Source organism: Thiocystis violascens DSM 198, assembly GCF_000227745.2.
In the GTDB taxonomy this organism is placed as follows: domain Bacteria; phylum Pseudomonadota; class Gammaproteobacteria; order Chromatiales; family Chromatiaceae; genus Chromatium; species Chromatium violascens.
In genome coordinates, this window is sequence record NC_018012.1 from 4,382,501 (window position 1) to 4,397,702 (window position 15,202).

At 58.2% G+C, this 15,202-nt stretch carries 11 protein-coding genes, 2 rRNA genes, 1 pseudogene and 1 other annotated feature (1 of these 15 only partly in view); of the genes and pseudogenes, 12 read left to right on the forward strand and 2 right to left on the reverse strand.

Annotation, left to right across the window (positions count from 1 at the left end; translation table 11 throughout):
- The 4 genes and pseudogenes from THIVI_RS19465 to THIVI_RS19485 form a co-directional block, all read left to right on the forward strand.
- Nucleotides 1-2,303, forward strand: a 23S ribosomal RNA gene (locus tag THIVI_RS19465) (it extends 589 nt beyond the left edge of the window).
- 87 nt (nucleotides 2,304-2,390) lie between these two features.
- Nucleotides 2,391-2,506, forward strand: a 5S ribosomal RNA gene (rrf, locus tag THIVI_RS19470).
- A 387-nt stretch (nucleotides 2,507-2,893) separates the two neighbouring features.
- On the forward strand, nucleotides 2,894-4,099 hold the full coding sequence (locus THIVI_RS19475; protein ID WP_014780243.1) for a TIGR04063 family PEP-CTERM/XrtA system glycosyltransferase: 1,206 nt from the start codon (nucleotides 2,894-2,896) through the stop codon (nucleotides 4,097-4,099).
- 118 nt (nucleotides 4,100-4,217) lie between these two features.
- Nucleotides 4,218-5,458 (forward strand): annotated as a pseudogene (locus THIVI_RS19485) (IS3 family transposase).
- Nucleotides 4,496-4,613 (forward strand) — a sequence feature (AL1L pseudoknot). (Overlaps the previous pseudogene by 118 nt.)
- Before the next feature lie 174 nt (nucleotides 5,459-5,632).
- Here THIVI_RS19485 and THIVI_RS24915 read toward each other — a convergent pair.
- Together THIVI_RS24915 and THIVI_RS19495 are read right to left on the reverse strand one after the other, a co-directional pair.
- Complete coding sequence (locus tag THIVI_RS24915) at nucleotides 5,633-5,824, reverse strand: hypothetical protein (protein WP_157174513.1); 192 nt, start codon at nucleotides 5,822-5,824, stop codon at nucleotides 5,633-5,635.
- 526 nt (nucleotides 5,825-6,350) lie between these two features.
- Nucleotides 6,351-7,406: a transposase gene (locus tag THIVI_RS19495; protein WP_014777014.1), complete on the reverse strand. Its 1,056-nt coding sequence runs from the start codon at nucleotides 7,404-7,406 to the stop codon at nucleotides 6,351-6,353.
- 316 nt (nucleotides 7,407-7,722) lie between these two features.
- Here THIVI_RS19495 and THIVI_RS19500 point away from each other — a divergent pair, with 316 nt between their 5' ends.
- From THIVI_RS19500 to THIVI_RS24055, 8 genes are all read left to right on the forward strand, one after another.
- Nucleotides 7,723-8,922: a glycosyltransferase gene (locus tag THIVI_RS19500; RefSeq protein ID WP_014780244.1), complete on the forward strand. Its 1,200-nt coding sequence runs from the start codon at nucleotides 7,723-7,725 to the stop codon at nucleotides 8,920-8,922.
- Between the two features lie 436 nt (nucleotides 8,923-9,358).
- Nucleotides 9,359-10,690 (forward strand): putative O-glycosylation ligase, exosortase A system-associated, encoded by a 1,332-nt coding sequence (locus THIVI_RS19505; RefSeq protein ID WP_014780245.1) that lies wholly within the window; start codon nucleotides 9,359-9,361, stop codon nucleotides 10,688-10,690.
- A 4-nt stretch (nucleotides 10,691-10,694) separates the two neighbouring features.
- Complete coding sequence (locus THIVI_RS19510; RefSeq protein ID WP_014780246.1) at nucleotides 10,695-11,513, forward strand: ABC transporter permease; 819 nt, start codon at nucleotides 10,695-10,697, stop codon at nucleotides 11,511-11,513.
- 395 nt (nucleotides 11,514-11,908) lie between these two features.
- Nucleotides 11,909-12,418 (forward strand): DUF4351 domain-containing protein, encoded by a 510-nt coding sequence (locus tag THIVI_RS25405; protein ID WP_052315068.1) that lies wholly within the window; start codon nucleotides 11,909-11,911, stop codon nucleotides 12,416-12,418.
- Between the two features lie 2 nt (nucleotides 12,419-12,420).
- Nucleotides 12,421-12,702, forward strand: coding sequence for a nucleotidyltransferase domain-containing protein (locus tag THIVI_RS19520; RefSeq protein ID WP_014780247.1), 282 nt, complete (start codon nucleotides 12,421-12,423; stop codon nucleotides 12,700-12,702).
- Nucleotides 12,699-12,944: a hypothetical protein gene (locus THIVI_RS19525; RefSeq protein ID WP_052315069.1), complete on the forward strand. Its 246-nt coding sequence runs from the start codon at nucleotides 12,699-12,701 to the stop codon at nucleotides 12,942-12,944. Before THIVI_RS19520 ends, THIVI_RS19525 begins: the two co-directional genes overlap by 4 nt.
- Nucleotides 12,944-14,200, forward strand: a complete 1,257-nt coding sequence (locus tag THIVI_RS19530) for an ABC transporter ATP-binding protein (protein WP_014780248.1) — start codon at nucleotides 12,944-12,946, stop codon at nucleotides 14,198-14,200. Before THIVI_RS19525 ends, THIVI_RS19530 begins: the two co-directional genes overlap by 1 nt.
- Entirely contained in the window at nucleotides 14,201-15,085 is an 885-nt protein-coding gene (locus THIVI_RS24055; RefSeq protein ID WP_157174514.1) for a glycosyltransferase family protein, read from the forward strand.
- Nucleotides 15,086-15,202 lie beyond the last annotated feature (117 nt).

A 15,202-nucleotide genomic window follows, 5' to 3' on the forward strand; every position in this document is an offset into this window, starting at 1 on the left:
GCAAGCTTAACCGACTAGGGGAGGCGTAGCGAAAGCGAGTCTGAATAGGGCGTTCAGTCGCTGGGAGTAGACCCGAAACCGGGCGATCTACCCATGGCCAGGGTGAAGGTGGGGTAACACCCACTGGAGGCCCGAACCGGGATCTGTTGAAAAAGATTCGGATGAGCTGTGGGTCGGAGTGAAAGGCTAATCAAGCTCGGAGATAGCTGGTTCTCCCCGAAAGCTATTTAGGTAGCGCCTCGCGAGTTCACTGCCGGGGGTAGAGCACTGTGTCGGCTAGGGGGCCATCCCGGCTTACCAACCCGATGCAAACTCCGAATACCGGCAAGTGCCATCGCGGGAGACAGACGGCGGGTGCTAACGTCCGTCGTCAAAAGGGCAACAACCCAGACCGCCAGCTAAGGTCCCTAAATCATGGCTCAGTGGGAAACGATGTGGGAAGGCCCAGACAGCCAGGAGGTTGGCTTAGAAGCAGCCATCCTTTAAAGAAAGCGTAATAGCTCACTGGTCGAGTCGGCCTGCGCGGAAGATGTACCGGGGCTCAAGCCATGTACCGAAGCTGCGGATGCCAGGCAACTGGCATGGTAGGGGAGCGTTCCGTACGCCGTCGAAGGTGTGCTGTAAGGCATGCTGGAGGTATCGGAAGTGCGAATGCTGACATAAGTAACGACAAGGGGGGTGAGAGTCCCCCCCGCCGAAAGCCCAAGGTTTCCTGCGCAACGTTCATCGGCGCAGGGTGAGTCGGCCCCTAAGGTGAGGCGGAAACGCGTAATCGATGGGAAGCCGGTTAAAATTCCGGCACCAGGCACGACTGCGATGAGGGGACGGAGAAGGCTAGGTCATCCGGGCGTTGGTTGTCCCGGTTCAAGCGTGTAGGCAGAGGGTTTAGGCAAATCCGGACCCTTAATGCCGAGGCGTGACGACGAGTGCCCACGGGCACGAAGTGATCGATGCCACGCTTCCAAGAAAAGCCTCTAAGCTTCAGGTCGTGCGTGACCGTACCCCAAACCGACACAGGTGGGCAGGGTGAGAATCCCCAGGCGCTTGAGAGAACTCGGGTGAAGGAACTAGGCAAAATAGTACCGTAACTTCGGGAGAAGGTACGCCCCAAGTACGTGAAGCCCCTTGCGGGCGGAGCCGAACGGGGTTGCAGTGACCAGGCCGCTGCGACTGTTTATTAAAAACACAGCACTCTGCCAACACGAAAGTGGACGTATAGGGTGTGACGCCTGCCCGGTGCCGGAAGGTTAATTGATGGGGTTATCCGCAAGGAGAAGCTCTTGATCGAAGCCCCGGTAAACGGCGGCCGTAACTATAACGGTCCTAAGGTAGCGAAATTCCTTGTCGGGTAAGTTCCGACCTGCACGAATGGCGTAACGATGGCGGCGCTGTCTCCACCCGAGACTCAGTGAAATTGAATTCTCGGTTAAGATGCCGAGTTCCCGCGGCTAGACGGAAAGACCCCGTGAACCTTTACTATAGCTTTGCACTGGACGTTGAACCGACTTGTGTAGGATAGGTGGGAGGCTGTGAACTTGGGACGCCAGTTCCGAGGGAGCCATCCTTGAAATACCACCCTGGTCTGTTTGACGTTCTAACCTCGCTCCGTCATCCGGAGCAGGGACCGTGCATGGTGGGTAGTTTGACTGGGGCGGTCTCCTCCCAAAGCGTAACGGAGGAGCACGAAGGTACCCTAATCCCGGTCGGAAATCGGGAGTTTAGTGCAAAGGCATAAGGGTGCTTGACTGCGAGACAGACACGTCGAGCAGGTACGAAAGTAGGTCTTAGTGATCCGGTGGTTCTGTATGGAAGGGCCATCGCTCAACGGATAAAAGGTACTCCGGGGATAACAGGCTGATACCGCCCAAGAGTTCATATCGACGGCGGTGTTTGGCACCTCGATGTCGGCTCATCACATCCTGGGGCTGAAGTCGGTCCCAAGGGTATGGCTGTTCGCCATTTAAAGTGGTACGCGAGCTGGGTTTAGAACGTCGTGAGACAGTTCGGTCCCTATCTGCCGTGGGCGTTGGAGACTTGAGGGAAGCTGCTCCTAGTACGAGAGGACCGGAGTGGACGAACCCCTGGTGTTCCGGTTGTCACGCCAGTGGCATTGCCGGGTAGCTACGTTCGGACGGGATAACCGCTGAAAGCATCTAAGCGGGAAGCCCCTCCCAAGATGAGGTCTCCCTAGGCACTCGATGCCTCTGAAGGTCCGTCGAAGACTACGACGTGGATAGGCGGGATGTGGAAGTCCAGTAATGGATGGAGCTAACCCGTACTAATTGACCGTGCGGCTTGACCATATAACACCCAAGCGCGTTGGGTCCGGATTCACAACGATCACGCCAAGTTTCGATGGCCCCGCCCCGGCGGACGCCGTCAACGCTTTCCCTGGCGGCCATAGACCACTGGAACCACCTGATCCCTTCCCGAACTCAGACGTGAAACGGTGGCTCGCCGATGCTAGTGTGGGGCCTCCCCATGCGAACGTAGGTCACCGCCAGGGCCCTCTCCCCAACGCCCCCGTCCTCAAAAAGGTCGGGGGCGTTGCTTTGCGCGCGAAAAATGCTGTCCGCGCCGTTCGGGCGACACGCCCCTGCCAAAAGCCTTGACGCGGTCAAACCCCATCGCCCGCCGCAGACCCGCCAGTCGCCCGCAAGCGGGCGCCTACGTTAAAATAAGAATTGCCGTGTCCAGATCAGTTCGGCGATCTGTCATGTCCAAGCGTGATAATCTCCCCGATCAGCCGTCGTCGCCATCCCAAGGCATTAATCCTGTATGAAGGGTTTTCCGTTCCTTTCAGCCCTAGGACGCACCGCAAACGGATGACCGTGCCAACTGGCACGGGTTGCAATGACAAAAAATCCAACCCTAGATATACCAAAAGGCACCGATGCGTATCCTGCACGTTCTGGACCATTCGTTACCGCTCCATTCTGGCTACACGTTTCGGACCGCCAGCATTTTGCGCGAACAGGGCAAGCTCGGTTGGAAAACTTTTCATCTCACCAGCCCCAGACAGAGTGGCAGTTCCCAGGCGGAAGAAGACGCCGAAGGTTTGCACTTCTTTCGCACACCGCCACCGACCGGCGTGCTCGGCGACTTGCCGCTGCTGCGTCCCTGGCTGGAAATGCGCCTGACCGAGCAGCGCTTGTTGGGCCTCGCCAAGACCCTGAAACCGGATCTTCTGCACGCCCACTCGCCGGTCCTCAATGCCATCCCGACACTGCGTGCCGGTCGCCGCCTGGGGATTCCGGTCGTCTATGAAATCCGCGCCTTCTGGGAAGATGCCGCTGTCGATCATGGCACCACGCGCGAAGGCAGTCCGCGCTACCGTGCCACCCGCGCGCTTGAAACCTGGGCGCTGAAGCGGGTCGACCACGTCTTTACCATCTGCGAGGGATTGCGGCGCGACATCATCGCGCGCGGCATCTCGCCGAACAAAATGACCGTCATCCCGAATGCCGTCGACATCGAAAGCTTCCAGCTCTCGGGCGAACCTGATGCCGCCCTCAAGAAGCAACTTGGACTGGACGGGGCCACCGTGATCGGATTCGTCGGCTCTTTCTACGCCTACGAAGGACTAGACCTGCTCGTCGATGCACTCCCCCGGCTGCTCGCCGCCCGCCCCGAACTGCGCCTGCTGCTGGTTGGCGGCGGTCCCCAGGAGGCAAACCTCAAGGCGCAGGCCCGGCGTCTCGGCGTGGCCGAGCGGGTCGTCTTCGCCGGTCGCGTCCCGCATCGCGAAGTCAGTCGCTATTACGACCTGATCGACCTGCTCGCCTACCCGCGCCACTCGATGCGGCTCACCGAACTGGTGACCCCCCTCAAACCGCTCGAAGCCATGGCTCAGGGGCGCGTCTTCATTGCCTCCGACGTTGGTGGCCACCAGGAACTGATCCGCGATGGCGAGACCGGGCGTCTGTTCGCCGCCGGCAACGTTGCCGCCCTGACCGCTGCGATCGGCGACATGCTCGACCACCAATCGGACTGGCCGACGATGCGGCTGGCAGGCCGGCGATTTGTCGAGGAAGTGCGCAACTGGCGGCAAAGCGTCGCACGCTACGAGGCTCCCTATTCGCGCTTGCGGGCGCAGTGAAACTTCATGCGAAGAACGGCAAACGCATCGCCCTCGTCGGCACGTAACCCGTGAGTGCTTCCTGGGAGTGAACCGCCCCGGGTTTCGCGGAGGCTCCAACTCTTGAGAAGATGGAGCCATGAAGAAGTCTGTGAAGTTTTCCCCCGAGATCCGCGAGCGTGCAGTACGCATGCTGTTCGAGTCGCGACCCGATCATCCGTCCCTCTGGGCGGCGGTTGAATTGATCGCCGCCCAGATCGGCGGCACGGCTCAGACGCTGCACAACTGGGTTCGACAGCACGAGCGCGGTACCGGTCAGCAAGATAGTCCGACCAGCAGCGAGCAGCAGCGCATCAAGGCGCTTGAGCGCGAGGTCAAGGAACGGCGCAAAGCGACTGAGATCCTGCGCCTGGCCAGCGCCGATTTCGCCCAGGCGGAGTTCGACCGCCGCGTGACGTCGTGAGGCCCTTCATCGACGCGCATCGCGAGGCCCCTGGGGGTCGAGCCGATCTGCCGAGTGCTGCAGGTCGCCCCATCGGCCGACAGGCGCGACGCTGCCGAACAGCGCGAGCCTGATCGGCGCTGCGCGCGAGCCAAGCGTGACGAGGGACTGGCGGCCCACATCGAGCGGGTCTGGCAGGCCAACCTGCAGATCGACGGAGCCGACAAGGTCTGGCGTCAGCTCAACCGCGAAGGCATCGCCGTGGCGCGCTGCACCGTCGAGCGACGCATGCGCCGGCTCGGGCTGCGCGGGATCGTTCGAGGCCAGGTGGTTCGCACCACGGTGCCTGATGCGACCGCCCCTTGTCCGCTCGACCGGGTTAACCGGCAGTTCAGGCTGACCGCCCTAACCAGCGCTGGGTGTCGGACTTCACCGACGTCTCGACCTGGCAGGGCTGGGTCTCTGTCGCTGTCGCCTTCGTCATCGACGTCTTCGCGCGCCACAGCGTCGGCTGGCGGGTCAGCCGATCTATGCAGACGGACTTCGTGCTCGACGCACTTGAACAAGCCCTCTATGAGCGCCAGCCCGAGCGCGACAACTCGCGCATCCACCATTCGGATCGCGGCTCGCAAGACGTTTCGATCCGCGACAGCGAACGACTGGCAGAAGCCGGCATTGAACCGTCGGTCGGCAGCAAGGGCGACAGCGACGACAACGCCCTGGCGGAAACCATCAACGGGCTCTACAAGGCCGAGATGATCCACCGGCGCGCGCCCTGGAAGACCCGTGAGGCCGTGGAGCTAGCCACCCTCGAATGGGTGTCTTGGTTCAACCACCAACGTTTGCTAGAGTCCATCGGCGACATTCCGCCTGCCGAAGCTGAAGCAAACGACTATCGGCAACTCGCCGAAAAAACCGAGACGGTGGTCTCAACTTAAACCAACCAGCCTCCGCGAAACCCGGGGCGGTTCAAACCGGTGCAACGCCACGGACCAGATCCACTTGGGTGCGGTGCGACCGTCCTGAATCGAGTGATACATCAGGATCAAGGGACCGGTCAGTCGCGATGCTTTTGCGATGGATCGCGAAAGCGGATCTGGTTGGAACATCGATCATGCCTCGATGGCAATGGGTGCGCGCATCGACATCATTAAGATGGATAAAGCGTTCTTGCGTCCGGCGAGTTCGGGAATGAAACCCGCCCCGCCCTTGATGAGCGGGACGATGCGGCTGTCGACCCGGATGCGGCCAGACAAGGGAGTGCTGATGATGACAGAAGCTTCAGGAGGTTCGACGATCGCCATCAACAACTTCTCCGTTCAAACCTAAATCGCGTCAGCGGGCACGCTCGTGGGCTATCGATACGGTCGCGAACCGAGGCGCAAGGGTCGCTGCCCAAAAGGACGCGACATCCATTGCCAGTCGCCGCCGAGGGTGGTGACTTAGAATTCCTTGAAGACAGTATTCATGCGCAACGCGGCTTGGTTTGGTGGGATCGGAAAATCGTCACTTGCAGCCACACTTGACCGGTCGGATTGTAATTGAGTTGGCTAGAGAAGGAACGGAAAATCCTGGGCGCCTGAAAGTTAAGCCGTTCATGGTTCGACCCTTCGACGGGCTCAGGACTCACCACGAACGGCTTAACTTAATGGCAGTGGGGTAGCGGGGTGAGGCACACCCCAAGCGACTGTCAGGTCATGTCGCCCGAGCGGGCGCCTACGATAGCGGGTGGCACCAACATGAGAACTGCCGTGGCGGTTCCCTCATCACCTATCAGTTACTCACGGGCATGAAAAGCGGGCAACGGGAGGTCGTTTTGAAGGCACCGCTTCAGACGGCGCAGGCCGCGCGTGAACCACGAGACCAGGCTACGATAGAGTTTCCTGAAGCTCCAATGCGCGGGGTCGTTCTGCGCCTGGACTTTTTTTCGAGTGGTGTCGGATCGTTCAGCCCCTCGTCTCGGCCGGCGCGAACACACCAGTACATGGCCAAGGCCATGATGAGCACCAGTCGCTCCAAACGCTCGGCATGCTGGAGTTGCGAATCCTCCAAGTCGAAGCCCCGGCCCTTGACGTCGGAGAACATCGGTTCGATGGCCCAGCGAGCAGCGTCGTCAAGCACGCTTGCCCGTGTCGGGGCGGCGTCCATGGCAATGATCCACGGCTCGGGGTGGCCATCCTCGTGCAGGATCCCGAGGTTCGTGATCACCCCCTGCGCAAACAGGCGCACACCGGTGAAGTAACGTTCCGTCACCCCGTGTGCCAACGCGCCCGTCGTCGTCTCATCGCCCTGCCCGGTATCCGTTAGCACGTTGCTCTTCAGGCGCAGCCGGTCGCTCCAGCCCCGGGCTTGGAGCCACCCGAACAGGCCCGCCGACGGATAGAACCGGTCCGCCGATAGCAGCACGCGCGCCCCGGACGGCAGCCAGGCCAGGAGCGGCTCCAACACCACCTGCTGGCCCGCGAAGCCGAGATTGGCCGCCCCTTCCTCAGCCCGCCACGCCAGCGGTATCGCGCGATCACCCACCCGCAACGCCACCATCAGCAGCGCCATCCGATCACCCAAATCGGTTTGGTCCAGGCTCAACAACACCGTCTGACCATGGCTGGCCGCCTTCGCCAACTCCGCTCGTGCAAAGGGCTCAATCACCATTCCCGGACCCAACCGCGGATTCTTCAGCAAACGCCTCAGCCATTGCTCGCGCATGTCCTGCCGCTCGGTGTCCAAGGGCAGCAGATTGGCCAACTCCACCGTGTTCGGGGTTTGGCCTTCGATCATCGCCCCGACCGCCAACGCCAGCTTGCTCACCACCGTCTTGCGCAGACGCGGGTGCACCTCGCGCAGCCCGCACGCCACTTCATCAGCCAATCGTTTGACGCTTCCCATGATCCTCAATCACCTCAACATCGACTGAGCGGCAGTTTGCCAGAATGTGATAGGTGATGAGGGCGGTTCCAGAGATTTTCCGGTTAGCGTCTGACTATTGTACAATCCCGACATTTAAGGATAGCCGCCGATGCGCCGGTTGCGGCTCCCCGTCTTTTATCGATGGCGGTCTAATGCTGAGTGGCGATTCAAAAACAGGCGGTAAGCAGTCCATCGTCTGGCGGACTTCCGTCCCGTTTGACGGGCGAGACGCCCGCTCCCCGGTGTTTCGCTGGAGCACCGCTCAAGCCCCGGAAACACGAGGCGAAATCGACTGATGTCCAAACCGCCGGCGCTGATCGTCTTTTCCAGCCTGTTTCCCAACAGCGCCCAACCCAATGCCGGTCTGTTCATCCGCGAACGCCTGTTCCGCGTTGGCCAACATCTGCCGCTGGTGGTCGTCTCGCCTAAACCCTGGTTCCCTGGCCAAGAGCTGATCCGCCGGTTTCGCCCTCATTACCGTCCGATGCCCGGGCACCAGGAGCGGCAAGACGGCATCGATGTGCTCTTCCCCCGTTTCCTGGCCTTGCCCGGTCTGCTGCGCAATCTGGACAGCCTCTCGATGGCACTGGGCAGTTATCCGACCCTGCTGCGCCTCAAAAAACAGGGCTACAACCTCATTGATGCTCACTTTGCCTACCCCGATGGTCATTCGGCCGTCCGTTTAGGACAGTGGCTCGGCTTGCCCGTGACAGTCACCCTGCGTGGGACAGAGGTTCCCCACAGCCGCAATCCGAAGCTGCGCCCTCGGATGCGGGAGGTTTTCAGCAAGGCGAAGCGCGTGATCGCGGTGTCCGATTCGCTGAAGCGCCTGGCCATCGGTCTGGGTATGCCGCCTGACAAGGGTGTCGTGGTAGGCAATGGTGTGGACACGCAACGCTTCCAGCCTGTGGATCGAAACGAGGCACGGGCACGGCTGGGTTTGCCCGCGAAGGCGTCCGTCCTGATCTCCGTTGGCGCCCTGGTGGAGCGCAAGGGCTTTCATCGGGTGATCGACTGCCTGCCCACCTTGCTCGCGCGCCATCCAGATCTTCACTATCTCATCGTCGGCGGCTCCAGCCCGGAAGGCGACAACAGCGCCGCCCTTCGTCAACAGGTTGATCGCTTACATCTGGTGGAGCGGGTACACTTCCTGGGAGCCTTGCCGCCCGACGCACTCAAATGGCCGTTCTCGGCCGCCGACATCTTCGTGCTCGCGAGCAGCAACGAGGGTTGGGCGAATGTGATTCTGGAGGCCATGGCCTGCGGTTTGCCCGTGGTTGCGACCGACGTGGGCGGCAATCGGGAAGTCGTCGCCACCGACGATCTCGGAATCATCGTGCCATTTGACGATCAAGCGGCTTTGGTTCAAGCCCTGGATAAAGCGTTGGGCCAGCCCTGGGAGCGCGAAACCGTCTTGGCGTATGCCCGCGCCAACGCATGGGACGAACGGGTATCCCGACTGTTGGACATCTTCTCCGAGGGCTCGCGTCCATGAAATTCCATCTCCGCGCCGAACGATTCTCGCGGACAAGCTGCGACAGGTTAGGGGATATCTGGAAAAGCCTTTACCGATGTTCCGTTCGTGGTGAGTCCTGAGCCCTTCGGCTTCGCTCAGGACAGGCTGCCGAAGGGTCGAAGCCTGTCATGAGCTTGTCGAATGGGATGACCGGAAAATCGCGCTCCGAGGCCGACATTGCATCCGTTCATGGTTCGACCCTTCGGCAGCCTGTCCTGAGCGAAGCCGAAGGGCTCAGGACTCACCACGAACGGATGCAATGTCACCACGAAAGTGGGTATGCGCTTTTCCGGAAATCGCCTAATGTCACCACGAACGGATTTAATGTCGCGACCAGCGGATGTAATCTGGGTATGAGCTTTTCCGTAAATCGCCTTAAAAGAGCGCGGCGGTTCCCCGTCGGGGCAAGCCCAAGATGAGAGACATCGTCCTAGCGCTTATCATCTTCGGTCTGTTGCCGTTCGTACTCTCGCGGCCGGTCTGGGGCGTCTACCTGTCGGCCTGGCTCGGCTACATGAACGCGCACCGTCTCTGCTACGGCTTCATGCTCAGCTTTCCCGTCGTCTTGGTGGTTGCCCTGACCACCATGATCGCGATGCTGGCCTCGAAAGAGAAGATGCGGATGATCTGGAGCCGGGAAACCATCGTGCTCCTGCTTTTTGTCGTCTGGATGGGAATCACGACCACCCAGGCCCTCTACTTCGACCTCGCCCTTGAACAGTACGATAAGGTCGTCAAGATTCAGATCTTGACGGTCATGACCATCATGCTGCTCACCTCAAAAGAACGGGTCCACCTGTTCGTCTGGGTCATCGCTCTTTCGCTGGGCTTTTATGGGATCAAGGGGGGGATTTTTACCATCCTCAATGGCGGAGCGTACCGGGTGCAAGGCCCGATGGGGACTTTTATCGGCGGAAATAACGAGATGGCTCTCGCCCTGGTCATGACCATTCCGCTCATGCGCTATCTGCATCTTCAGGAACCTCGCAAATGGCTCCAGATGGGCCTTGCGGGCGCCATGCTACTCACGGCCATCGCCGCCATCGGCAGTCAGTCGCGCGGCGCGCTGGTCGGCATGACCATCATGGGCGCCATGTTCTGGCTGAAAAGCCGGAACAAGTTTGCGACCGCGCTCCTCATTGCCGTGGCCGTCGTGGCGATCGTCAGCATCATGCCGCAAGAGTGGTATGACCGCATGAATACCATCGAAACCTACCAAGAAGATGACTCTGCCCTTGGGCGGATCAATGCATGGTGGACGGGCTTTAATGTCGCGAATGCGCGGTTCACCGGAGGCGGTTTCGAGATGTATCGCTACCCCACCTTTCAAGCCTATGCCCCCGAGCCTGATCGCGTGCATGACGTGCACAGCATCTATTTCGAGGTCTTGGGAGAGCATGGCTGGCCTGGCCTGACGCTCTTTTTACTCCTGCTGGCACTCACCTGGCTCAAGTGTAGCCACATCATTCGATTCTCGAAGAAACGTCCGGATCTCAAATGGGCCGGGGATCTGGCCGCCATGATCCAGGCCAGCATGATCGGCTATATGGCGTCGGGCGCCTTTCTCGGTCTTGCCTACTTCGACTACATTTATCATCTCGTCGCCCTCGCGGTGGTCACTGACTTTCTGATTCATGACGAAGGAAAGACGTTGGCCCAGAAACCCGAAGCGCTTTCGCCGACTCTCAAGACACCCGCGTCCATCCCGGCGAGATCTCTCACATCAACGTCGACTATGAAGCGTTAACGCAATGATCGCCATCGCCAAGAATCTCTACGACTACCGCGAATTAATGCTCAGCCTCGCCTGGAAGAACATCATCGTGCGTTACAAGCAGGCCTACATGGGCCTCGCCTGGGCCGTGATCAAACCGCTGCTGCTCATGCTGATCTTCAGCGTCGTCAAGAGCTTCGTCGGCATCGAAACCGGCGGCATTCCTTACCCTATTCTCGCCTTCGCCGCGCTCATGCCCTGGATCCTGTTCCAGGAATCCGCCTCGGAGGGCGTCAACAGCGTAGTCGGCAATGCGTCCCTGATCCGCAAGATCTACTTTCCGCGCGAGATCTTTCCCCTCACCGCCACCCTCACTAAGCTCATCGAGCTGCTGATCAGTTTCCTGATCCTCGCCGGCCTCATGGCCTATTATCAGATGGCCCCGACCTGGAATGCGCTCTGGGTGCCCCTGATCATCCTCTACACCCTGCTGGCCGCGCTCGTCATCAGCCTGGTGGGTTCCGCCATCAACGTCTATTACCGCGACATCGGCATGGCGTTGCCGGTGCTGCTGCAGATCATGATGTATCTCTCCCCGGTCATCTATCCGCTGTCGCTGGTCAAGCAGCGCCTGCTGGAAGATCAGGCCGCGGGATCCTGGTCCGACATCCTCTATTTCATTTACACGCTCAATCCGCTTGCCGGCATCATCGACGCCTTCCAGCGCACCATGCTCCAGGGACTGCCGCCCGATCTCGCCAGCCTCTGGCCCGGCGTCTTACTGACCGCGATCCTGCTGCCTATTTCGTACAAGCTGTTCAAGACCGCCGAGTCGCATTTCGCGGACGTGATTTGAAGCATGAGGGCGCGGATCCTCTCAAGATTCAGGTTAAGCTGATGGAAGCACGACGTTTGATCGCTGACCCAATCAATCGTCAGCTTGTGCCGGCATGCCAATCGACGTGTCGTAGGAGCCCGCTTGCGGGCGATTTGCAAGCTTGCCAGCCTGCTGGTTTGCTTACGGACGACGGAGGTTGACAGTACCGAAGGCTTTTGGCAGGTTATGTCGCCCGCAAGCGGGCTCCTACGATGGCGGATGACGCCACAATGAGAACGGCTGGATGACTAACCTCGACGGGATTCGAACGGACGATTACGACACGCCCTGGAAGGACGCGCTCACGCGCTATCTTCCACCACCTGACGTTTCCGACGGTCAAGCTCCTGGATTACGCGCCGGAACTGGAGACCTTGCTGGTCGACCCCCACACCTTCGCGCTAGTGACGGCGGCGCATCTGTTGACGCGACAGACGCGCGGCGACGCACCGGCCCGCTATGCGGCCAAATGGCGCTTGACGAAGCTGCTCTACGCTCGCGACTGGGACCGGCAGCGGATCCTGGACCTGTTCGCGGTGATTGACTGGCTGCTGGATTTGCCTCCGGCGTTGGAGCAACAATTATGGTCGGCGATTGGCGAACTGGAGAGGAATGCAAACATGCCCTATGTGACGTCCGTACAGCGCATTGGCCGGGAAGAGGGGCACCTGGAGGGGCGCCTGGCAGGCCGACAAGAAGGCCGACAGGAAGGCCGACAGGAAGAGGCCCGAGCCATCCTGAACAAGCAACTCCGTCGGCGCTTTGGCGAGTTGCCGGCGTGGGCGGTGGCGCGGTTGAGCGAGGCCGATGCCGAGCAACTGGAAGCCTGGGCCGAGCGGATCTTCGACGCCACGGAGGTGGCCGAGCTGCTCGGTCCGAAGTAAACATGCGCCTAAGCCCAACCGAGCGACAAGCCATCACGCAGGCCATTCGAGCGGCCGATCCCGCCGCGACGGTCTATCTGTTCGGATCGCGCACGGATAAAGCAGCGAAAGGCGGAGACATTGACTTGCTGGTTCTATCGAAAAGGATCGACTTGATGAAAAAGCTGGATATACTGGCCCGGCTGCATCAAGAACTGGGCGAACAGCGCATTGACCTTGTCGTTTATCCCGATTGCAGCAAGCCCTTTGCCCGTCTTGCCATGCGGGATGGCATGCCGCTATGATCGAAAATAAACTCCAACTTCGACGTGCCGAAAAACGCCATTGGGTGGACGATGCGGCCACCTTGATCCGTATTCGTGAATTGCGAAATCTCATAGCCCATGAATACGCGGCGGATCGACTGGCTGAAATCTATGCGGCTGTCGCTGCGCTAACCCCTGAACTGCTCTCCATCGTTCCCAAGGCGCAAGCCTATGCGAGCGAATTGATACAGAACTATTCAACGAAGCCAGCGAACCGCTAATGTCCATCATCGAAGTCGAACACCTCACCAAGGAATTCAAGCTCGGACAGTTGGAGAGCCTGAAAACCACCTTCCTGAATCAGGCGCGGCGCATCGTCGGCCAGCCCGTCGAGCAACGCGCGCTGTTCAAGGCACTGGACGATGTCAGCTTCAGCATCGAAGCGGGCGAGGTCGTCGGCATCATCGGACACAATGGCGCGGGCAAGAGCACCCTCCTGAAGCTACTGGCCAACATCAGCACGCCCACGTCCGGCCGCATTCGGGTCGACGGCCGTATCGCCCCGCTCATCGAGGTCGGGGCGGGATTCATCCCCGAACTCACCGGACGCGAGAACGTCTATCTCAACGCCTCGATCCTGGGGTTATCCCGCAAGGCAATCGACCGCAAATTCGATGACATCGTTGAGTTTGCCGAGATGGAAGAGTTCATCGACACACCGGTGAAACGCTATAGCTCGGGAATGAAGGTCAAACTAGCGTTTTCGGTCGCGACTAGCATCGATTCCGAAATCCTGATCGTCGATGAGGTACTGGCGGTGGGGGATCTGGCGTTTCAGCGGAAGTGTTTTGATCGGATGGAGGATTTAATTAGACGCAGAGGCAAAACAGTTTTACTGGTTAGCCATAATATTCGACAGGTTTCGCGGATATGTAGCCGTGTTTTACTGCTAAGTAATGGGCGTATCCTGATGGATGGAGATCCCCAACCAGTTGCAGATCTATTTTATCGAAGAAGCAATGAAAAGGTATTGGCTGCGCACTCCGAGGCGCTCCACAAACAATCTCGTATAAGCACTTCAGGGGAAGCCGAACTACTGAGCATTGCGCTGATCGATACGCAAGGATTTCCGACAGATACGGTCGAATCGGGCGGCAAGCTTCATGTTCGTATCAAATTTGAGCTTAAAGAGCCTTTAGAGAAACCAGAAATCGTTGTCGGAACGCATACAACCGATTTTGTATATTTAGATTCCGGCTCGACCGCTTCCATCCGTGATCGACCGGATATGTCAGCGGGGATTCATGAAATTGAATATGAAGTCGATTCTTTCCCATTGGCTTCTGGGCCATACAATATACGTTTTGCCTTATTGGATAAAAATCGGCGCATGATTTATATTGGCGAGTCCCTTAAGACATTTGTAGTCACTTCTGATTTGAATGAAGCATATGAGGCGTCAGCACGCCTACTCGCCTTGCCAGCATTATGGAAGCTCGACGGAGAGTCATATTCATCTTTTTCGTCTAGTCATTGAATGAAGCAGGACTTAGGAGCAATTGCCGTGATGCAAATAATCAATATTCATCGTCGGGACGAGAATGTCGGCGATATTATGAGTGCTCCAACCGAATATTTTAATTTTCCAGGCTTTGAGATTATACAAGCTGATGTAGCCGATGCAGCTAAATTAGATTTAAATAATAGACATGTGATTCTTGGAGGAGGAGGATTGTTCGACGAGTTTTTTTTGCAGTCTATTGATCAGGTCAAGTCTCGGTTAAATGGCGGTAGCCTCATCGCATGGGGCATTGGACAGCAGTTAGACACAGGGCCTTGGTGGCAACAATTCAAATCGTTCCCATACGAAAAATTTCTGAGAGGTTTTGATCTTGTTGGCTTGCGTGACTTCGGATTCGAGTTTCCTTGGGTGCCTTGCGTTAGTTGCATGCATACAACCTTCGATAAACACCGAGATCCGTGCCACGAATTTGTCGTTTATTCACATCGGTCTCGACCTGTACCCATAGAAGGCTGGCCTACTCTTCGCAACGACCAAGCAAGTTTCGATGAAACGATTGAGTTTCTCGCTTCGGGCAAGACAATCATCACTAGCTCTTATCACGGAATGTATTGGGGTATGCTGCTGAATCGTCAGGTTTTGGCATTTCCATTTAACTCAAAATTCCTAACGCTAAAATATCCTATTACATTGTACCCGTCAGTATGGGAGCGAACAGGATCGTTTATTAAAGTCTCTCGACGCATACGCGGAAAAGAATCTTTTAGTTATTCATGTAAATCGGTGCTTGGTTGGCGTCTACTCGCTGCCGTAGCTCGTGTTTTTCCGAACGCACTTGAGGAATGTCGTGAACAAAATCGGATTTATTATCGACAAGTATACGACTTGTTGAGTTCTTGAAAACTATTTCTGTCTGGAAGTTCCAAAATAAAAATACGTCTCGTATTATTTGAAAATCCAAAAAGTTAAATGCTTATATTTAATTGTGATGATGAATTTCAGGAGATGCTGAATTGA